An 18,099-nucleotide genomic window follows, 5' to 3' on the forward strand; every position below is an offset into this window, starting at 1 on the left:
AATTATGCCGCAACCCGGGCGGCGCTGCCGAGACCGCTGGTCCGCACAGCATCAAGCCGCCTTGCGGCGGCCTGATGGGTACAGCCCCTAGGTTGGCGTATTGTCTAGCTGGTATAGACGGGCCCCACGCCCAGTCCCCAGACGATCACGGTGAAGGCCATGATGGCAACCAGCACCACCAGCCCCACCGCCAGCACCGAACTCGAGAACAGAAAGCCCTCGTCGGACGGGATGTTCATGAAGGTCGGCAGGCCCACGTACAGCAGGTACACCGTGTAGCAGATGGCTGCCGTGCCGACGATCATTCCCAGCCACAGGTGCGGGTACAGCGCCGCCAGGCCGCCGATGAACAGCGGGGTGGCGGTGTAGGTGGCGAACGCGATGCATTGGGCCATGCTCGGGGTGGCGTCGTAGGTGCGCGCCATCCAGTGGATGAAGGCGCCCATCACCGCGACGCCGCCCAGCATGGCCAGGTAGGACATCACGGTCATCCAGATCGCGCTGTCGACGGTGAGCATGACCGGTGCGCGGTTGCCGATCACCCAGCCCACCTGGGTGGTGCCGATGAACGCGGAAACGGCGGGTATCGCCGCCAGTATCAAGGTGTGGGTCAGGTACATGTGGCTGATGGTTTCGTCTTCGCCACGGATTTCTTTCCATTCCTGGTCAGGATGGGTGAACAGCCCCAGAACGTGATGGATCATGCCAGTCACTCCCTCGTTGTTGCCATCGCCCCCCCAGCGGAGCGCTTGCGCGGCCCAGTGGCTGGGCCTGACGGGATCAGGTCACGCTTGCTGTGGCCTTATGACGCAGTATAGGAAGGGGTTCGCTGCACAAATCCGCTTTTTTAGAGCAAATTGCGCTGTAAGCGCGGCGCTTCATTTCCTTGCAGTCTTTATCGGATGGGCTACGCGAGCGTCAGGTTTGTGCGTAAAATGTGCCGCTTTTGTCACACCTTGCGGATTCAATCGCCATGGGCACCCTTTCGGTCAACCAGAACAAACTGCAAAAACGCCTGCGTCGCCTTGCCGGCGAAGCCGTCGCCGACTTCAACATGATCGAAGAGGGCGACAAGGTCATGGTCTGCCTGTCGGGCGGCAAAGACAGCTACACCATGCTCGATGTTCTGCTGCACCTGCAGAAAGTGGCGCCGATCAAGTTCGACATCGTCGCGGTCAACATGGACCAGAAGCAGCCAGGCTTCCCCGAGCACATCCTGCCGGCCTACCTCGCGACCCTGGGCATCGAGTACCACATCGTCGAGAAAGACACCTATTCGGTGGTCAAGGAACTGATCCCGGAAGGCAAGACCACCTGCTCGCTGTGCTCGCGCCTGCGTCGCGGCACGCTGTACACCTTCGCCGACGAGATCGGTGCGACCAAGATGGCCCTGGGGCATCACCGCGACGATATCGTCGAGACCTTCTTTCTCAACATGTTCTTCAACGGCACGCTCAAGGCCATGCCGCCCAAGCTGCGCGCCGACGACGGTCGCAACGTGGTGATCCGTCCGCTGGCCTACTGCGCCGAGAAGGACATCCAGGCCTACTCGGACATGAAGCAATTCCCGATCATCCCGTGCAACCTGTGCGGCTCGCAGGAAAACCTGCAGCGCCAGGTGGTCAAGGACATGCTGGTGGAGTGGGAGCGCAAGACCCCGGGACGCACCGAGAGCATCTTCCGCGGCCTGCAGAACGTGGTGCCGTCGCAGCTGGCGGACCGCAACCTGTTCGACTTCACCAACCTGCGCATCGATGAGACCGCCACCCCGCGGTTCGTCGATGTGCTGAACCTCTGACCGGCATGCGCGATTATCAGTGGCTGCATGAATTCTGCCTGAACCGCTTCGGTTCGGCGGCAGCGCTCGAGGCGCACCTGCCCGAGCCGTTGAGCCCGGCGCAGCTGCGCCAGATCAGCGACGACCGCTACCTCTCGACCATGGCCCTGCGGGTGTTTCGCGCCGGGCTCAAGCACAGCCTGGTGGACGCCAAGTGGCCGGCGTTCGAGCAGGTGTTCTTTGGCTTCGACCCAGAGAAGGTGGTGCTGATGGGCGCCGAGCACCTGGAGCGGCTGATGCAGGACACCCGCATCATCCGCCACCTGGGCAAGCTCAAGAGCGTGCCGCGCAATGCGCAGTTCATGCTCGACGTGGCCAGGGAGAAGGGCAGTTTCGGTGCGTTGATCGCCGACTGGCCGGTGACCGACATCGTCGGCCTGTGGAAGTACCTGGCCAAGCAGGGCAACCAGATGGGCGGGCTGTCGGCGCCGCGTTTTCTGCGCATGGTCGGCAAGGACACCTTCGTGCCGAGCAATGACGTGGTGGCGGCGCTGGTGGCGCAGGATGTGATCGACCGGCAGCCGACCAGCCAGCGCGACCTGGCCACCGTGCAGCAGGCGTTCAACCAGTGGCATGCCCAGAGCGGTCGGCCGATGTGCCAGTTGTCGATGATGCTGGCGTATACCGTCAACCATTGAGAACGACGGTGTCGCAATCGCCTGTAGGAGCTGGCCTTGCCAGCGAAGGCCGCAACGCGATTCTGTCTGATGCTACAGGGCTGCGTTGCAGCCCTTCGCCGGCAATGCCGGCTCCTACATTGCCACCCGCCGCTCATACTGAAAGCGCCAGCGCACAAACAGCAGCGCACTCACGAACAGCACCAGGCTGATCCCCACTTCCAGCCACCCCAGCAGCGCCCGCGCCGGGTCGAACGCGGCCAGCACGCCCTTGATGAAGTACAGGTTCACTACAAAGCACGTCCACGCATGGGCCCGTGCACTGCCCATCAGCATGCCCGGTAGCACCAGCAGCAACGGCACCAGCTCGATGGCCAGGATCACCCCCACGCGCGCGCCGTGCAGGTTGGCGAACCACAGGTTGTTCACCGTCAGCAACGCCATCAGGCTGAAAAACGCCACCAGGCTCAGCACCCGGGTAGCGCGCACACGTGGCTCCAGCCACTCCAGCGGCGGCAGCACCTTGGGCTTCTTAGCCACGGCCGTTCTCCAGCAGTTTGGCAGTGCTCGCCAGGCGCTGGCCCAGGGCACGGCACAGGGCGATCTCGTCGGCGTCCAGGTCGCGCTTGCCATCGGCCCCGGCATGGTGGCTGGCGCCATACGGCGTGCCGCCGCCCCGGGTGTCGAGCAACGCCGATTCGCTGTAGGGCAGCCCCATGATCAGCATGCCGTGGTGCATCAGCGGCAGCAGCATCGACAGCAGGGTCGACTCCTGGCCGCCATGCAGGCTGGCCGTGGAGGTGAACGCCGCCGCTGGCTTGCCCACCAGCCCGCCACTCAGCCACAGGCTGCTGGTGCCGTCGATGAAATACTTGAGCGGCGCGGCCATGTTGCCGAAGCGCGTCGGGCTGCCCAGGGCCAGGCCCGAGCAATGGCGCAGGTCGTCGAGGGTGGCATACAGCGCGCCGTTCTCGGGGATGTCGGGGGCCACCGCTTCACACTCGGTGGAAATCGCCGGCACCGTGCGCAGGCGCGCCTCCAGCCCACCCAGTTCGACGCCACGGGCAATCTGCCGGGCCATTTCGCTGGTGGAGCCGTGGCGGCTGTAGAACAGGATCAGGATATAGGGCGCGCTCACGGCAGAATCTCCAGCACCTTCTCGGGCGGCCGGCCAATCACGGCCTTGTTGCCCGCCACCAGGATCGGGCGTTCGATCAGCTTGGGGTGCCGGGCCATGGCGTCGATCAACTGGTCGTCGCTCAGGGCCGGGTCGGCCAGGCCCAGGGTCTTGTATTCGTCTTCGCCACTGCGCAGCAGCTGGCGCGCGCCGATGCCCAGCTTGCCGAGCAGGGCCTTGAGGGTGGCGGCGTCGGGTGGGGTTTCCAGGTAGCGCACCACCTCCGGGGTCAGGCCACGGGCTTCGAGCAATTCCAGCGCGCCACGGGACTTGGAGCAGCGCGGGTTGTGATACAGGGTCAGTTCGGTCATGTTCGGGGTCGCATCCGGCAGGGGGTGGCGGCTATTCTAACCGCAGCGAATTGGCATTTTGCCTGAATCTTGAAGAAGGATTGACCCATGACAAGGCGATTGGCAGCAGCCCTGGCCATCACCGCGAGCCTGTTGCTCGGCGGATGCGGTGTGGACTACGGCCTCGACCAGAACGGCAATGCGGTGAAAGCCGAGCAGATCGAAGGGCGCTGGGTGGTGCTCAACTACTGGGCCGAATGGTGCGGGCCGTGCCGCACCGAGATCCCCGAACTGAACGCAGCCGCCAAGGACTGGCAGGCGCAGGGGATCACCGTACTGGGGGTGAATTTCGACGGCTTGCGCGGCGATGAGCTGAAAAAGGCCAGCCAGGCGCTGGGCATCGACTTCACCGTGCTGGCCGACGACCCGGCCGAGCGCTACGACCTGCCGCGCAGCGAGGCGCTGCCGGTGACCTACATCATCGACGACAAGGGCAAGGTGCGTGAGCAGTTGATGGGCGAGCAGACGGCCGAGGGGCTGGCCGAGAAGATCAAGGTGCTAAAGGGCGCCTGATCGGCGGTGCGCCCATCGCGGGTCAAGCCCGCTCCCACAGCGTTGTGGGGGCGGGCCTGGGCCGCGATGCAGGCGATGCGGGCTGTCAGCCTTCCTCAGGCCAGAAGCGCAGCGGCTTGCCCTGTTCGGGCCAGAAGCGCACCTGCTCGATCGGCGAAATGTCCCAGCGCTGCACGGTCTCCAGCGCCTTCAGAAAGCGCTTTTCCTGCTCCATCAGCGCCGGCGCGCACTGCTTGCGCGTGCTGCCCACCGGGCCAAAGCTGAGTTTCTCGCCGTCCAGCGTATACGGCGCAAACCAGTGGTTGCAGCCGGCATTGCCATACGCCCGGCCATCCTCGGCCAGCGTCAGGGTCAGGTGGCTGTAGTCGATCAGCGGACGTTCGCCAATCCACTCCAGCACGTAGCTCTGTTCCTGTTGCAGCTTCATCGGCTCGGCTGCGCAACCGGCCAGGGTCGCGACCACCGCTGCACAGACCATCACGGGTTTCACTTTGCAGCCTCCTGGCATTTCGAGCACAGGTGCTTGTCGCCCTGTGTGCGCCAACCCAATTCGGCGATGCGCGCCACGGCCGCCGGCTTCTGCGCCTTGGTGCCCAGTTTGGCATCCACGGCGAATTCGAAGTCCAGGGTGGCCTGGCAGCCATCGCAGTTGACCTGCCATGCATGAATCGCCAGCTCGCCGAACACCGGGCCCGCCGCTACCGCCACCCACTGGCCGGTGGGGTTGATCAGGTGGCGCACGGTCTCGACCGTCAGGCGCATCGACAGGGTCTTGCTGCCCTTGAGGGTCACCAGCAGTACGTCGCCTTTCTGGATCGAGCCACCGTTGCCGGTGACCTGATAGCGACCGGGTACCAGCGAGCGGCATTCGATCAGGGTGTGTTGCGGATTGAACAGGGTGTAGCGGAAATCGTGTTCGACCATGGGTCCTCCAAATATGGCGCGTATCCTAGCATCATCCCTCGACCAGATTCTGCGGATTGCCTGCCGCCCAGCGGGCAATGTTCTCCAGCGTGGTGGCGGCGATCGCCGCCAGTGCCTCGCGGGTCAGGAAGGCCTGGTGCGCGGTCACGATCACGTTGGGGAAGGTCAGCAGCCGCGCCAGCACGTCGTCCTGCAACGGCAGGTCGGAGCGGTCCTCGAAAAAGATCTGCGCCTCCTCCTCGTACACGTCCAGCCCCAGGTAGCCGAGCTGGCCGCTCTTGAGCGCGTCGATCAGCGCCGGTGTGTCGACCAGCGCGCCGCGCCCGGTATTGATCAGCATGGCGCCCGGCTGCAGGCTGGCCAGGCTCTGCGGGTTGATCAGGTGCCGGGTCTGCGGCGTGAGCGGGCAGTGCAGGCTGATGATGCGCGATTCGCGCAGCAGCTCCGGCAGGTCCAGGTAACGTGCACCCAGCGCCTCCACCTCGGGGTTGGGGTAAGGGTCGTACGCCAGCAGCTGGCAGCCGAAGCCTGCCATGATCCGCGCAAACGCCAGGCCGATCTGGCCGGTGCCGACCACGCCGACGGTCTTGCCGTGCAGGTCGAAACCGGTCAGCCCGTGCAGGCTGAAATCGCCCTCGCGAGTGCGGTTGTAGGCACGGTGCAGGCGGCGATTGAGGGCAAGAATCAGGGCCACGGCGTGTTCGGCCACCGCATGCGGCGAGTAGGCCGGCACCCGCACCACCGTCAGCCCAAGGCGCTTGGCGGCGGCCAGGTCGACATGGTTGTAGCCGGCCGAGCGCAGCGCGATCAGGCGCGTGCCGCCGGCCTTGAGGCGGCTCAGCACCGGCGCCGAGAGGTCGTCGTTGATGAACGCGCACACTACCTCGTAGCCTTCGGCCAGTGCCGCAGTGTCTTCGGTCAGGCGCGCGCCTTGAAAGTGCAGCGCCAGTTGCGTGGCCCCTGGCGCGCTGCTGAAGCTGTCCTGGTCATAGTGTTGGCTGCTGAAGAGCAAGGCTTGCATGGCATGGTTCCCAAGGGTCGGATGCCGTCAGTGTAACCAACCGGCAAGGCCCGGGCCTTGCCAGAGATCAGGCGCTCTGGCGGGCCACGGTCGTCAGGCGGTTGATGGCCTGGTCCAGTTCGTCGAGGGCACGCTGGGCCTCGGGGTCGTCCTGCTTGAGCAGGGTTTCGCTGCGCTGGCAGGCGGCGCGCAGCTGCGGTACGCCGCAATAGCGCGTGGCGCCATTGAGGCGGTGCACGCGCTCGATGGTGGCGTGGCGGTCGTCGGCCTCGCGGGCGCAGCGGATCGCGTCGCGGTCGGCATCCAGCGAAGCCAGCAGCATGGCCAGCATGTCGGCGGCCAGGTCCGGCTTGCCTGCCGCCAGGCGCAGGCCTTCCTCAGGGTCCAGCACCTTCAGGTCGTTGCCGTCGACCGGCAGTTCGGCGCCGCGCTCGTTGGTCGGGCTGCCCAGTTGCAGGCCGGTCCACTTCAGCACCACCTGGGCCAGCTGGCGCTCACTGATCGGCTTGGTCAGGTAGTCGTCCATGCCGCTGTGCAGCAGGGCGCGCTTCTCGTTGGCCATGGCATGCGCGGTCAAGGCCACGATCGGCAAGGCCGGGGCGCTGCGCGTGGCCTCCCACTGGCGGATCTGTTCGGTGCATTCGCGCCCGTCCATCACCGGCATCTGTACGTCCATCAGCACCAGGTCGAAGTGCTCGTCCTGCACTGCGCTGATCGCCGCATGGCCGCTGTCCACCGCCAGCACATCGGCGCCGAGGTCTTCGAGCAGGGTCTGCACCAGCAGCAGGTTGGCCGGGTTGTCGTCCACGCACAGCACGCGGGGCTGGCGCTGGCCGCTGGGCACCTTGTATTCGCCGCTGGTACGCCTGGGCTGCACCAGCTCGAGCAGGGCCCGGCGCACCTTGCGCGTACACGCAGGCTTGGCGTGCAACTGGCCGTGGGCATTGGGCAGGTGCGGGTGGTACAGCGCCTGTTCGGTGGTGGGGCACAGCACCAGGGCCTGACAGGCAAAGTGCTCCAGGCGCTGGATGTACTGGCCCAGGCGCTCGGGCGCCAGCGATTGCAGGTTGACCCCCATGATCGCCAGCTCGAACGGCTGGCCGGCAAGGAAGGCGGCCTCGATGCCCTTGAGCAGCTGCTCGCTGGTGGTGAAGGTGGTCACGTCCAGGCCGCAGTCCTGCATCTGGTGCGCCAATGCCTGGCGGGCCAGTTCGTGGTCGTCCACGATTGCCATGCGCCGGCCTTGCAGCGCCTGGGGTGGCAGGTCCTCGGCGTCGTCGCGGGCCTTGGGCAGGTTGAGGCTGATCCAGAACTGCGACCCCTCGCCCGGGGTACTGTCGACGCCGATCTCACCGCCCATCTGTTCGATCAGGCGCTTGGAGATCACCAGCCCCAGGCCGGTGCCGCCGGGCTGGCGCGACAGCGAGTTGTCGGCCTGACTGAAGGCCTGGAACAGGGCACGCACATCCTGGCTGGACAGGCCGATGCCGGTGTCCTGCACGCAGATGCGCAATTGCACGCTGTCTTCGGTTTCGTCATCGAGCATGGCGCGGGCAACGATGGTGCCTTCGCGGGTGAACTTGATCGCGTTGCTCACCAGGTTGGTGAGGATCTGCTTGAGCCGCAGCGGGTCGCCCACCAGCGACAGCGGGGTGTCGCGGTACACCAGGCTGACCAGTTCGAGCTGCTTGGCGTGGGCCGCCGGGGCGAGGATGGTCAGGGTGTCCTGGATCAGGTCGCGCAGGTTGAACGGGATGCTGTCGAGCACCAGCTTGCCGGCCTCGATCTTGGAGAAGTCGAGGATCTCGTTGATGATTCCCAGCAGGCTGTCGGCGGATTTTTCGATGGTACCCAGGTAGTCGAGCTGGCGCGGGGTCAGTTCGCTTTTCTGCAGCAGGTGGGTAAAGCCCAGGATACCGTTGAGCGGCGTGCGGATCTCGTGGCTCATGTTGGCCAGGAATTCGGACTTGATGCGGCTGGCTTCCAGGGCTTCCTTGCGCGCCATGTCCAGCTCGATGTTCTGGATCTCGATGGTCTCAAGGTTCTGGCGCACGTCCTCGGTGGCCTGGTCGATGCTGTGCTGCAGCTCTTCATGGGCGTTGTGCAGGGTTTCGGCCATGCGGTTGATGCCATTGGCCAGTTCATCCAGCTCATGGCTGCCCAGGCTCGGCAGGCGTTGTTCGAGGTTGCCGTCCTTGAGCTGGTTGACCGCGAACTTGATCTGCCCGATGGGGCCGTTGATGGTGCGGCTCATGCGCAGCGCCAGCAGGGCGGTCGCGCCCAGGCCCACCAGAATCAGCAGCAGGCTGGCGAACAGGCTGCGGTAGCCGCGCAGCAGCGTGCCATCGTGGGACAGCTCGATCTCGACCCAGCCCAGCAGGCGGTCGGCTTCACCGGGAACCCGTTCGCCGGCCAGCTCGCGATGGCGGCCGAACACCGGCAACAGGTAGCGCGTGGCATCGTTGCCGCTGCGTTGCAGCAACTGGGTGCCGCCACCGCTGGGCTGCTGGTTGAGCATGCTCGGGCCGGCGTGGGCCAGGTGGCTGCGGTCGGGGTGCAGAAACGACACGGCGCGCACGTCGGCCTGCTCCAGCGCCTCGGCGGCGATGCGCTCGAGCTGCGCCGAATCGTTGCGGGCCAGCACCGGGGCCACCAGGGGCGCCAGTTGCTCGGCGATCATGCGACCGCGTTGCAGCAGCTGGGCCTGCAGTTCGCTTTGCTGCAACCAGGTGAAGTAACCACCCAGCACCAGCGCCATCATGCTGGCCGGGAGCAGGGCGAGCAGCAGTACGCGGCTTCTGATTCCCAATCGATTCAGCACGCCCACTCTCCTGTGCTCGGTTAGCGCTGTAGGACCTTCGTCGGCATGTTCCGACGACCCAACTCTGAAAATTACCGCGACTGTGTATCTAATGCACTCATTTGTATCTGTTTTTGTCGATTGTAGGAGGCGCAGGTGCTTTTGTCGGCGCGTGTTGCTTGCATGGGGGGAATGCTCAATAATCGAGCGATTGAGAATTGCTAGCACCCGCCAATGAATCCCGTCGCCATTAACGCCTCAAACATACTTGCCATCGAGGATGATCCGGTCCTGGGTGCCCACCTGCACGAGCAGCTCGAGCGCAGCGGGTTTCTGGTGACCTGGTGCCGCGATGGCCGCGAAGGGCTGCAGATGGCTCGCCAGCGCAGCTTCGATGTGGTGCTGATGGATATCCTGCTGCCCGGCCTGAACGGGCTGGATGCCCTGGCGCGGCTGCGCGAGAAGAGCTCGATACCGGTGATCCTGATGTCGGCGCTGGGCGCCGAAGGCGATCGCATCACCGGCTTCCAGCGCGGCGCCGACGACTACCTGCCCAAACCGTTCAGCATGGTCGAGCTGCGCGTGCGCATCGAGGCGATCCTGCGGCGGGTGGCGCTGGAGCGCCGGCACCAGCCGGGGGAGGGCACGCCCGCGGGCGAACTGGTGTTCGATGAACTGGCCTGCGATGTGCTCCACGGGCAGCAGCGGGCCGGCCTGACCTTAAGCGAGTACCGCCTGCTCGACACCCTGCACCGCAGCCATGAAGAGGTGTTGAGCAAGGCATTCCTTTATCAGCACGTATTGCAGCGCGGCTATGCCCGGCATGACCGCAGCCTGGACATGCACGTGAGCCAGATCCGCCGCAAGCTCAAGGCCATCGGTTACCTGGAGCGCCAGGTGCGCACGGTGTGGGGCAAGGGCTATGTGCTCAGCGCCAGCGAGGACCTGTAGGTGCTCAGCCGTCATTCCCTGTTCTGGAAGCTGGCCTTGCTGCTGGTGGTGTTCTGCCTGCTGATGATTGCCCTGAGCTGGCAGTGGGGCCGGCACATGGAGATCCGCAACGCCTACCTGTCGCCCAAGGCGCGCGCCACCCTCGAAGACTACGCCCGCGAGGCCGAAAACGCCGTGCGCCGCGGCGGGCAGGCCGGCGTGGATGCGTGGCTGACGCAGATGCACGAGCGCGAGCGCGGTTTCGTGGGCGTGATCGGCAGCGACCTGCAATCGCTGGGCAGCGTGCCGCTGACCGACGCCCAGAGCCAGCGCCTGACGTTTCTGCGCGGCACCGACTGGCCGGTAAGCCGGCATTCGGCGCGCTCGCCATGGATGCTCGTGCCGTTCCCGGACGACTCCAGCCTGGGCAGCCTGGTGATCGAACTGCCGCAGCGGCTGATGCCGGGGCGCCTGAACATGCTGTTCTGGCGCATGGTCACCAACGGCCTGATCCCCGGCTTGCTGACCCTGGTGTTCTGCGTGGGCCTGTATCGCATGCTGATTCGCCCGCTGAGCCAGTTGCGCGAGCAGGCCAATGCCTGGCGCGCCGACCGGCTCACCGCGCGGGTGGCCAGCGACACCACCAGCCGCAAGGACGAGTTCGGCGAGCTGGGGCGCGCCTTCGACGACATGGCCGAGCGCCTGCAGGGCACGGTGGCCCTGCAGCAGCAGTTGCTGCGCGACCTGTCCCATGAAATGCGCACGCCGCTGAGCCGCCTGCGGGTGGCCAGCGAGGGCGAGACCGACCTGGAGGCGCTGCGCGAACGCCTCGGCCGGGAAGTGGACAACATGCAGCGCCTGGTGGAAGACGCCCTGCAACTGGCCTGGCTGGACGCCGAGCGCACGCAGTTGGTCAGCGAACCGATCCAGGTGCAGGCGCTGTGGGAGATGCTGGCGGAGGATGCCTGCTTCGAAAGTGGCTGGCCGCGGGAGCAACTGGTGTGCACGCTGGGGGCCGACTGCTGGGTGCAGGGCAACCTCAACAGCCTGGCCCAGGCGTTGGAGAACATTCTGCGCAATGCCATTCGCCACTCTCCGCCGGGCGGGGTGATACGCCTGGCGGGAAGCCGCCAGGGGGGCCAGTGGCTGCTGTGGCTGGAGGACGAAGGCGGAGGCGTGGACGAGGCGCAGCTGGAACACATCTTCGCGCCGTTCACCCGCCTGGACGACTCGCGGCCGGGGAACGGCGGCTTCGGCCTGGGCCTGAGCATTGCGCGCAATGCCCTGCAGCGTCAGAGCGGGCAGCTGTGGGCGCAGAACAACGCCAAGGGCTTGCGGGTGAACATGCAGCTGCCGGCGGTGATCTAACACCGCTGCGGCTGTAGGTGCCGGCCTTGCCGGCCAATGCACCACCACCGTTTCAAGTTGCTGCGCGCGGGCTGCTTATATCCCTCGGCTATAACTCTCAACCATTGCGTGATATGGGCCAAAGCCGTTTGCCGGTATGATAGGCGCCCCCGCAGTCTGGATTGCGAAATACGCCATGACCTTGCAGTACCCTACCATCGCCGATTGCGTCGGCAACACGCCCCTGGTTCGCCTGCAGCGCATGGCCGGCGAGACCAGCAATACCCTCCTGCTCAAGCTCGAAGGCAACAATCCGGCAGGCTCGGTCAAGGACCGGCCGGCGTTGTCGATGATCACCCGTGCCGAACTGCGCGGGCAGATCAAGCCAGGCGCCACGCTGATCGAGGCGACCTCCGGCAACACCGGTATCGCCCTGGCGATGGCAGCGGCGATCAAGGGCTACAAGATGATCCTGATCATGCCCGACAACTCCAGCGCCGAACGCAAGGCCGCCATGACCGCCTACGGCGCCGAGCTGATCCTGGTCAGCAAGGAAGAAGGCATGGAGGGCGCCCGCGACCTCGCCGAGCGCCTGCAGGCCGAAGGCCGTGGCCAGGTGCTCGACCAGTTCGGCAACGGTGACAACCCCGAAGCCCACTACGTCAGCACCGGCCCGGAAATCTGGCAGCAGACCGGCGGCAGCATCACCCATTTCGTCAGCTCCATGGGCACCACGGGCACCATCATGGGCTGCTCGCGCTACCTCAAGGAGCAGAACCCCAACGTGCAGATCGTCGGCCTGCAACCGATGGAAGGCTCGGCGATCCCCGGGATCCGCCGCTGGCCCCACGAGTACCTGCCGAAGATCTTCGACGCCAGCCGCGTCGACCGTGTGGTCGACATGGCCCAGAGCGAAGCCGAAGAAACCACCCGCCGGCTGGCCCGCGAAGAGGGCATTTTCTGTGGCGTGTCCTCCGGTGGTGCGGTGGCGGCCATGCTGCGCCTGTCGCGCGAGCTGGAAAACGCGGTAATGGTGGCGATCATCTGTGACCGTGGCGACCGTTACCTGTCGACCGGCATCTTCGACGCGGCCAACTGATGTCCAAGGCCAAACGCAATGGCGGTCTGCGCTTCCAGCCGACCGGTGGTACCCGTGCGCCCCAGGTGCCAACGGGCAAGAAGCAGCGCCTGAGCATCGAGCGCCTGGCCGGTGACGGCCGCGGCATCGCCTTCTTCGAAGGGCGCACCTGGTTCGTCAGCGGCGCCCTGGCCGGTGAAGAGGTCGAGGCACGGGTGCTCAATGCCCACGGCAAGGTGGTCGAGGCACGCCTGGAGCGTGTGTTCAGCGCCAGCGAGGCGCGGCGCCCGGCGCCGTGCAAGCACTTCGATCGCTGTGGCGGCTGCAACCTGCAGCACCTGCCCCATGCCGCTCAGCTCGAACTCAAGCAGCGCCTGCTGGCCGAGCAGTTGCAGCGGGTGGCCGGCGTGGTGCCCGAGCAGTGGGCCGCGCCGTTGTCCGGCCCCGAATTCGGTTACCGCCGGCGCGCCCGCGTGGCGGCGCGCTGGGACGCCAAGGCCCGGAAGCTCGACGTGGGCTTTCGCGCCGAAGCCAGCCAGGACATCGTCGCCATCGACGGCTGCCCGGTGCTGGTACAACCCTTGCAGTCGATACTGCGTCACCTGCCGCTGCTGTTGCAGAGCCTGAGCAAGCCACAGGTGGTGGGGCACGTGGAGCTGTTCAGCGGCACCGCCCTGGCACTGCTGCTGCGCCATACCGCGCCACTGGTCGAGGCCGACCTGGCACGTTTGCAGGCGTTCTGCAGCGAGGCGGGTGTACAACTCTGGTTACAAGGTGAGGGGCAACCGGCCCCGGCCAATCCAGCGGACACGCTAGGGTTTACCCTGGAACCGTGGAACCTGGAATTGGCCTACAGGCCAGGTGACTTCGTGCAGGTCAATGCCCAGGTCAACACCGCGATGATCGAGCAGGCCCTGGCATGGCTTGCGCCACAGGCCGACGAGCGTGTGCTGGACCTGTTCTGCGGCCTTGGCAACTTTGCCCTGCCACTGGCCCGGCAGGCCCGCGAAGTGGTGGCGGTGGAAGGGGTGCAGGCCATGGTCGATCGGGCTGCGGCCAATGCCCAACGCAACAAACTGCATAACACGCAGTTTTTTCAGGCCGATTTATCCCAGCCTCTGGCGACTTCAGGCTGGGCGGCAGGAGGCTTTTGTGCGGTACTCTTGGACCCACCGCGCGACGGTGCCTTCGAGGTGGTGCGCAACATCGCCGCACTTGGCGCCCGACGTCTGGTCTACGTGTCGTGCAACCCGGCGACGCTGGCCCGCGACACCGTCGAGCTGGTCAAGCAGGGGTACCGGTTAAAATGTGCCGGGATCCTCGACATGTTTCCGCAGACTGCGCATGTCGAGGCCATGGCGTTATTCGAGGTGGGTTAGCGACGCTGGCCCGCCCGGTGTAGCCCCTTCGATCTGGCAGGGGCGACACCCGTGTTTTCAAGCGCATGAGCATGCGCTGTAGGGAAAGGTAAACAAAGATGGTACAGGTGAGAGTGCACCAGCCGGTCAACACCGACGGCAGTATCAATCTCGAAGCATGGCTGGATCATGTGGTCAGCGTCGACCTGGCGCTGGACCGGGAAGCCCTCAAGGCGGCCTGCGAGTTCGCTCAGGACATAGAGAAAAAAGGTAACCCGGCCAAGCATTCCTGGGCCGACGGTACCTCGAGCTTCCAGGCGGGCCTGGAGATCGCCGAGATTCTCGCCGACCTCAAGCTCGACCAGGACTCCCTCGTGGCGGCGGTCATCTACCGTGCGGTGCGTGAAGGCAAGGTGACCCTGGCCGAGGTGGGCCAGCGTTTCGGCCCGGTGGTGTCCAAGCTGATCGACGGCGTGCTGCGCATGGCGGCCATCAGTGCCAGCCTCAGCCCGCGCCATTCGCTGGTGCTGGGCTCGCAGGCGCAGGTCGAGAACCTGCGCAAGATGCTCGTGGCGATGGTCGACGACGTGCGCGTGGCGCTGATCAAGCTGGCCGAACGAACCTGCGCCATTCGTGCGGTGAAGGGCGCCGACGACGAGAAGCGCAACCGCGTGGCCCGCGAGGTGTTCGACATCTACGCGCCGCTGGCCCACCGCCTGGGCATCGGCCACATCAAATGGGAGCTCGAAGACCTCTCGTTCCGTTACCTGGAACCCGACCAGTACAAACAGATCGCCAAGCTGCTGCACGAGCGCCGGCTCGACCGCGAGCGCTTCATCAGCGACGTGATGAACCAGCTGCAGAACGAGCTGCTGGCCACGGGCGTCAAGGCCGACATCAGCGGCCGGGCCAAACATATCTATTCGATCTGGCGCAAGATGCAGCGCAAGGGCCTGGAGTTCAGCCAGATCTACGACGTGCGCGCCGTGCGCGTGCTGGTGCCCGAGATGCGCGACTGCTACACCGCGCTGGGCATCGTGCATACCCTGTGGCGGCACATCCCCAAGGAGTTCGACGACTACATCGCCAACCCCAAGGAGAACGGCTACCGCTCGCTGCACACCGCGGTGATCGGCCCCGAGGGCAAGGTGCTGGAGGTGCAGATCCGCACCCATGCCATGCACGAGGAGGCCGAACTGGGCGTTTGCGCGCACTGGCGCTACAAGGGCACCGACGTCAAGCCCAGCTCCAACCACTACGAGGAGAAGATCTCGTGGCTGCGCCAGGTTCTGGAATGGCACGAGGAACTGGGGGACATCGGCGGCCTGGCCGAACAGCTGCGCGTGGATATCGAGCCGGACCGGGTGTACGTGTTCACCCCCGACGGCCACGCCATCGACCTGCCCAAGGGCGCCACGCCGCTGGACTTCGCCTACCGCGTGCACACCGAGATCGGCCACAACTGCCGGGGCGCCAAGATCAACGGGCGCATCGTGCCGCTCAACTACAGCCTGCAGACCGGCGAGCAGGTGGAGATCATCACCAGCAAGCACGGCAACCCGAGCCGGGACTGGCTCAACTCGAACCTGGGCTACGTCACCACCTCGCGGGCGCGGGCCAAGATCGTGCACTGGTTCAAGCTGCAGGCCCGCGACCAGAACGTCGCCGCCGGCAAGACCCTGCTCGAGCGCGAACTCAACCGCCTGGGCCTGCCGCAGGTGGACTTCGAGCGCCTGGCCGAAAAGGCCAACCTCAAGACTGCCGAAGACATGTTCGCCTCGCTGGGCGCCGGCGACCTGCGCCTGGCGCACCTGGTCAACGCCGCGCAGCAACTGGTGGAGCCGGACCGCATCGACCACATCGAGCTGGTGCCGCGCAAGGCCACCGGCTACAAGCCGGGCAAGCGCGGGGATATCCAGATCCAGGGCGTGGGCAACCTGCTGACGCAGATGGCCGGGTGCTGCCAGCCGCTGCCGGGCGATGCCATCGTCGGCTACATCACCGTGGGCCGTGGGGTGACCATTCACCGCCAGGACTGCGCCTCGGTGCTGCAACTGGCCGGTCGCGAGCCGGAGCGCATCATCCAGGTCAGCTGGGGCCCGGTGCCGGTGCAGACCTACCCGGTGGACATCATCGTGCGTGCGTATGACCGCCCGGGCCTGCTGCGCGACGTGTCGCAGGTGCTGCTCAACGAGCGCATCAACGTGCTGGCGGTGAACACCCGTTCGAATAAGGAGGACAACACTGCGCTGATGTCGCTGACCATCGAGATCCCGGGCCTGGACGCCCTGGGGCGCTTGCTGGGGCGCATTTCGCAGTTGCCCAACATCATCGAGACGCGGCGCAACCGTACGCCTTGAGGGCGCCATTGCGGGGCAGGCCCGCTCCTGCAGGATCCTTGTGGGAGCGGGCTTGACCCGCGTTGAGGCCAGACCTGCCGAACAGAGAGCACACGATGTACACCCTAGACGACCTGCTCCACCTCATGGCCCGCCTGCGCGACCCGCAGTACGGCTGCCCGTGGGACCTCAGGCAGACCTACGCCACGATCATCCCGCACACCCTCGAAGAAGCCTACGAGGTGGCCGACGCCATCGAGCGCAGCGACTTCGAACACTTGCAGGGCGAACTGGGCGACCTGCTGTTCCAGGTGGTGTATTACGCCCAGCTGGCCCGTGAAGAGGGCCGTTTCGAATTCGCCGGGGTGATCGACACCATCACCCGCAAGCTGATCCGTCGCCACCCGCACGTGTTCCCCACCGGCGAGCTCCATGCGCCGCTGGACCTGCCACGGCTCGATGAAGAACAGGTCAAGCAGCGCTGGGAAGAGATCAAGGCCCAGGAGCGCGCCGAAAAGGGCGAGCCCGAACAACTGTCGCTGCTCGACGACGTGCCGGCGGCCTTGCCGGCCCTGTCGCGTGCGGCCAAACTGCAAAAGCGTGCGGCCCAGGTCGGATTCGACTGGGACGACCCGTTGCCGGTGCTGGACAAGGTGCGCGAGGAGCTCGACGAAGTACTCCAGGCCATGGCCGACAACGACCCGGCGGCGCTGGCCGACGAGGTGGGCGATTTGCTGTTCGCCACCGTCAACCTGGCCCGTCACCTCAAGCTGGACCCGGAAAACGCCCTGCGTGGCGCCAATCGCAAGTTCGAACGACGTTTCCGTTTTATCGAACAGGCATTGCGCGACATGGGGCGTCCGATTGAAGATTGCACCCTCGAAGACTTGGACGCGCTCTGGGGCGAAGCCAAACGTCAGGAAAAGAACCTGCCCAGCTGCGGCTGAGCTGTTGCATAAGTGAGTGAACACCGATGAGCCTTTCCCTTCGTGACCAACTGCTCAAAGCCGGCCTGGTCAACCAGAAGCAGGTCAAGCAGGTCAGCAAAGAACAGAAGAAACAGAAACGCCTGGAGCACAAAGGCCAGGTCGAAGTCGACGACACCCAGCAGCGCCTGGCCAAGGAAGCCATGGCCGAGAAGGCCAAGCGTGACCAGGAGCTCAACCGCCAGCAGCAGGAAAAGGCCGAGCAGAAGGCCCGTGCCGCCCAGGTCAAGCAGTTGATCGAGGTGTCGCGCCTGCCCAAGCTGACCACCGAGGACTACTACAACTTCGTCGACGACAAGAAGGTCAAGCGCCTGTCGGTCAACGCGTTGATGCGCAGCAAGCTGAGCAGCGGCTCGCTGGCGATCGTGCAGCATGGCGGTGGCTACGAGGTGATCCCGCGCGAGGCCGCGCTGAAGATCCAGGAGCGCGACCCGCAGCGCATCGTGCTGCTCAACACCCAGGTCGAAGCGCCGGATGCGGACGACCCGTACGCCGCCTACGTCATCCCGGATGACCTGATGTGGTAAGCCTGCTGGGCTAGACACGACAAACCCCGCCTCGGCGGGGTTTGCTGTTTCTGAAGACGGGGAATTACTGGGGTTGGCGCTTGGCTTCGAGGTACTCCAGTTCGATCCGGTAGCTGTGGGCTTCCTGTTCGTTGTGGAACATGCCGACCAGCTGGTCCTGCTGATGCACATCCCAGATACGCACGCCTGCGGCCAGGCCTTCGTGGGACAGTTTCGATTCATCGCGCTCAGTTACTTTGACAGTCATCTGCTAACTCCAAATCCAGTTAACTGCGGCACCGTGTCGCAGGCCTCT

Annotated in this window: 19 protein-coding genes; 10 read left to right on the forward strand and 9 right to left on the reverse strand. The window is 65.5% G+C overall.

Translation table 11 applies throughout. The annotated features are described in order from the left end of the window. Nucleotides 1-104: 104 nt before the first annotated feature. Nucleotides 105-704 carry a Yip1 family protein gene (locus CR917_RS06655; RefSeq protein ID WP_043862571.1) on the reverse strand — a complete coding sequence of 200 codons (600 nt, stop codon included), beginning with the start codon at nucleotides 702-704 and terminating at the stop codon, nucleotides 105-107. Nucleotides 705-973: 269 nt separating this feature from the next. Here CR917_RS06655 and ttcA point away from each other — a divergent pair, with 269 nt between their 5' ends. Both ttcA and CR917_RS06665 read left to right on the forward strand, forming a co-directional pair. After that, a complete protein-coding gene (gene ttcA / locus CR917_RS06660; protein WP_054914704.1) occupies nucleotides 974-1,798 on the forward strand; it encodes a tRNA 2-thiocytidine(32) synthetase TtcA in 825 nt (274 codons plus the stop codon). 5 nt (nucleotides 1,799-1,803) lie between these two features. Then, nucleotides 1,804-2,475, forward strand: coding sequence for a DNA-3-methyladenine glycosylase I (locus tag CR917_RS06665; RefSeq protein ID WP_054914703.1), 672 nt, complete (start codon nucleotides 1,804-1,806; stop codon nucleotides 2,473-2,475). 114 nt (nucleotides 2,476-2,589) lie between these two features. Here the strand turns inward: CR917_RS06665 and CR917_RS06670 are convergent, their stop codons facing one another. The 3 genes from CR917_RS06670 to arsC are packed head-to-tail and all read right to left on the reverse strand — an operon-like array spanning nucleotide 2,590 to nucleotide 3,942. Then, complete coding sequence (locus CR917_RS06670) at nucleotides 2,590-2,994, reverse strand: DUF2069 domain-containing protein (protein WP_058540998.1); 405 nt, start codon at nucleotides 2,992-2,994, stop codon at nucleotides 2,590-2,592. Continuing rightward, nucleotides 2,987-3,592, reverse strand: coding sequence for an NAD(P)H:quinone oxidoreductase (gene wrbA, locus CR917_RS06675; RefSeq protein ID WP_043862567.1), 606 nt, complete (start codon nucleotides 3,590-3,592; stop codon nucleotides 2,987-2,989). Before wrbA ends, CR917_RS06670 begins: the two co-directional genes overlap by 8 nt. Continuing rightward, nucleotides 3,589-3,942 carry an arsenate reductase (glutaredoxin) gene (gene arsC, locus CR917_RS06680; protein WP_054914702.1) on the reverse strand — a complete coding sequence of 118 codons (354 nt, stop codon included), beginning with the start codon at nucleotides 3,940-3,942 and terminating at the stop codon, nucleotides 3,589-3,591. The genes wrbA and arsC overlap by 4 nt, the downstream gene beginning before the upstream one ends. A gap of 87 nt (nucleotides 3,943-4,029) precedes the next feature. Here arsC and CR917_RS06685 point away from each other — a divergent pair, with 87 nt between their 5' ends. Further along, nucleotides 4,030-4,494: a TlpA disulfide reductase family protein gene (locus CR917_RS06685; RefSeq protein WP_043862565.1), complete on the forward strand. Its 465-nt coding sequence runs from the start codon at nucleotides 4,030-4,032 to the stop codon at nucleotides 4,492-4,494. Nucleotides 4,495-4,579: 85 nt separating this feature from the next. On the opposite strand, the gene CR917_RS06690 is transcribed toward CR917_RS06685, so the two are convergent. From CR917_RS06690 to CR917_RS06705, 4 genes are all read right to left on the reverse strand, one after another. Then, nucleotides 4,580-4,972 (reverse strand): META domain-containing protein, encoded by a 393-nt coding sequence (locus tag CR917_RS06690; protein WP_078479811.1) that lies wholly within the window; start codon nucleotides 4,970-4,972, stop codon nucleotides 4,580-4,582. 8 nt (nucleotides 4,973-4,980) lie between these two features. Further along, nucleotides 4,981-5,418, reverse strand: a complete 438-nt coding sequence (locus tag CR917_RS06695) for a hypothetical protein (protein ID WP_104572050.1) — start codon at nucleotides 5,416-5,418, stop codon at nucleotides 4,981-4,983. Between the two features lie 31 nt (nucleotides 5,419-5,449). Continuing rightward, a complete protein-coding gene (locus CR917_RS06700) occupies nucleotides 5,450-6,439 on the reverse strand; it encodes a 2-hydroxyacid dehydrogenase (RefSeq protein ID WP_043862562.1) in 990 nt (329 codons plus the stop codon). A 67-nt stretch (nucleotides 6,440-6,506) separates the two neighbouring features. Further along, nucleotides 6,507-9,260: a response regulator gene (locus tag CR917_RS06705; protein ID WP_043862561.1), complete on the reverse strand. Its 2,754-nt coding sequence runs from the start codon at nucleotides 9,258-9,260 to the stop codon at nucleotides 6,507-6,509. 213 nt (nucleotides 9,261-9,473) lie between these two features. On the opposite strand from CR917_RS06705, the gene CR917_RS06710 reads away from it, so the two are divergent. The 7 genes from CR917_RS06710 to CR917_RS06740 all read left to right on the forward strand — a co-directional run bounded on the left by CR917_RS06710 (nucleotide 9,474) and on the right by CR917_RS06740 (nucleotide 17,804). Next, nucleotides 9,474-10,190, forward strand: coding sequence for a response regulator transcription factor (locus tag CR917_RS06710; RefSeq protein WP_043862560.1), 717 nt, complete (start codon nucleotides 9,474-9,476; stop codon nucleotides 10,188-10,190). A gap of 63 nt (nucleotides 10,191-10,253) precedes the next feature. Next, nucleotides 10,254-11,537 (forward strand): sensor histidine kinase, encoded by a 1,284-nt coding sequence (locus CR917_RS06715; RefSeq protein ID WP_078479810.1) that lies wholly within the window; start codon nucleotides 10,254-10,256, stop codon nucleotides 11,535-11,537. A 175-nt stretch (nucleotides 11,538-11,712) separates the two neighbouring features. Next, on the forward strand, nucleotides 11,713-12,615 hold the full coding sequence (cysM, locus tag CR917_RS06720; RefSeq protein ID WP_162484876.1) for a cysteine synthase CysM: 903 nt from the start codon (nucleotides 11,713-11,715) through the stop codon (nucleotides 12,613-12,615). Continuing rightward, on the forward strand, nucleotides 12,615-13,973 hold the full coding sequence (gene rlmD / locus CR917_RS06725; protein WP_104572051.1) for a 23S rRNA (uracil(1939)-C(5))-methyltransferase RlmD: 1,359 nt from the start codon (nucleotides 12,615-12,617) through the stop codon (nucleotides 13,971-13,973). The genes cysM and rlmD overlap by 1 nt, the downstream gene beginning before the upstream one ends. 98 nt (nucleotides 13,974-14,071) lie before the next feature. Further along, the gene (gene relA / locus CR917_RS06730; protein WP_054914700.1) at nucleotides 14,072-16,312 is read left to right on the forward strand and encodes a GTP diphosphokinase; all 2,241 of its coding nucleotides are present in this window, start codon (nucleotides 14,072-14,074) and stop codon (nucleotides 16,310-16,312) included. 95 nt (nucleotides 16,313-16,407) lie between these two features. Further along, on the forward strand, nucleotides 16,408-17,238 hold the full coding sequence (gene mazG / locus CR917_RS06735; RefSeq protein ID WP_104572052.1) for a nucleoside triphosphate pyrophosphohydrolase: 831 nt from the start codon (nucleotides 16,408-16,410) through the stop codon (nucleotides 17,236-17,238). 26 nt (nucleotides 17,239-17,264) lie between these two features. Then, nucleotides 17,265-17,804 (forward strand): DUF2058 domain-containing protein, encoded by a 540-nt coding sequence (locus CR917_RS06740; protein WP_043862554.1) that lies wholly within the window; start codon nucleotides 17,265-17,267, stop codon nucleotides 17,802-17,804. Nucleotides 17,805-17,868: 64 nt separating this feature from the next. On the opposite strand, the gene CR917_RS06745 is transcribed toward CR917_RS06740, so the two are convergent. Continuing rightward, nucleotides 17,869-18,051: a hypothetical protein gene (locus CR917_RS06745; protein ID WP_043862553.1), complete on the reverse strand. Its 183-nt coding sequence runs from the start codon at nucleotides 18,049-18,051 to the stop codon at nucleotides 17,869-17,871. Nucleotides 18,052-18,099: the final 48 nt, after the last annotated feature.

This window comes from Pseudomonas sp. BRM28, from assembly GCF_002939405.1.
Classification (GTDB): Bacteria; Pseudomonadota; Gammaproteobacteria; order Pseudomonadales; family Pseudomonadaceae; genus Aquipseudomonas; species Aquipseudomonas palmensis.

Bases quoted from the DNA above. Each gene is read 5' to 3' on its own strand.
- CR917_RS06710 (WP_043862560.1), top strand. From the start codon at position 9,474: ATGAATCCCGTCGCCATTAACGCCTCAAACATACTTGCCATCGAGGAT.
- ttcA (WP_054914704.1), top strand. From the start codon at position 974: ATGGGCACCCTTTCGGTCAACCAGAACAAACTGCAAAAACGCCTGCGT.
- CR917_RS06700 (WP_043862562.1), bottom strand. From the start codon at position 6,439: ATGCAAGCCTTGCTCTTCAGCAGCCAACACTATGACCAGGACAGCTTC.
- CR917_RS06685 (WP_043862565.1), top strand. From the start codon at position 4,030: ATGACAAGGCGATTGGCAGCAGCCCTGGCCATCACCGCGAGCCTGTTG.
- relA (WP_054914700.1), top strand. From the start codon at position 14,072: ATGGTACAGGTGAGAGTGCACCAGCCGGTCAACACCGACGGCAGTATC.
- rlmD (WP_104572051.1), top strand. From the start codon at position 12,615: ATGTCCAAGGCCAAACGCAATGGCGGTCTGCGCTTCCAGCCGACCGGT.
- CR917_RS06690 (WP_078479811.1), bottom strand. From the start codon at position 4,972: ATGGTCTGTGCAGCGGTGGTCGCGACCCTGGCCGGTTGCGCAGCCGAG.
- CR917_RS06695 (WP_104572050.1), bottom strand. From the start codon at position 5,418: ATGGTCGAACACGATTTCCGCTACACCCTGTTCAATCCGCAACACACC.
- CR917_RS06715 (WP_078479810.1), top strand. From the start codon at position 10,254: ATGATTGCCCTGAGCTGGCAGTGGGGCCGGCACATGGAGATCCGCAAC.
- mazG (WP_104572052.1), top strand. From the start codon at position 16,408: ATGTACACCCTAGACGACCTGCTCCACCTCATGGCCCGCCTGCGCGAC.
- CR917_RS06665 (WP_054914703.1), top strand. From the start codon at position 1,804: ATGCGCGATTATCAGTGGCTGCATGAATTCTGCCTGAACCGCTTCGGT.
- cysM (WP_162484876.1), top strand. From the start codon at position 11,713: ATGACCTTGCAGTACCCTACCATCGCCGATTGCGTCGGCAACACGCCC.
- arsC (WP_054914702.1), bottom strand. From the start codon at position 3,942: ATGACCGAACTGACCCTGTATCACAACCCGCGCTGCTCCAAGTCCCGT.
- CR917_RS06740 (WP_043862554.1), top strand. From the start codon at position 17,265: ATGAGCCTTTCCCTTCGTGACCAACTGCTCAAAGCCGGCCTGGTCAAC.
- CR917_RS06655 (WP_043862571.1), bottom strand. From the start codon at position 704: ATGATCCATCACGTTCTGGGGCTGTTCACCCATCCTGACCAGGAATGG.
- CR917_RS06745 (WP_043862553.1), bottom strand. From the start codon at position 18,051: ATGACTGTCAAAGTAACTGAGCGCGATGAATCGAAACTGTCCCACGAA.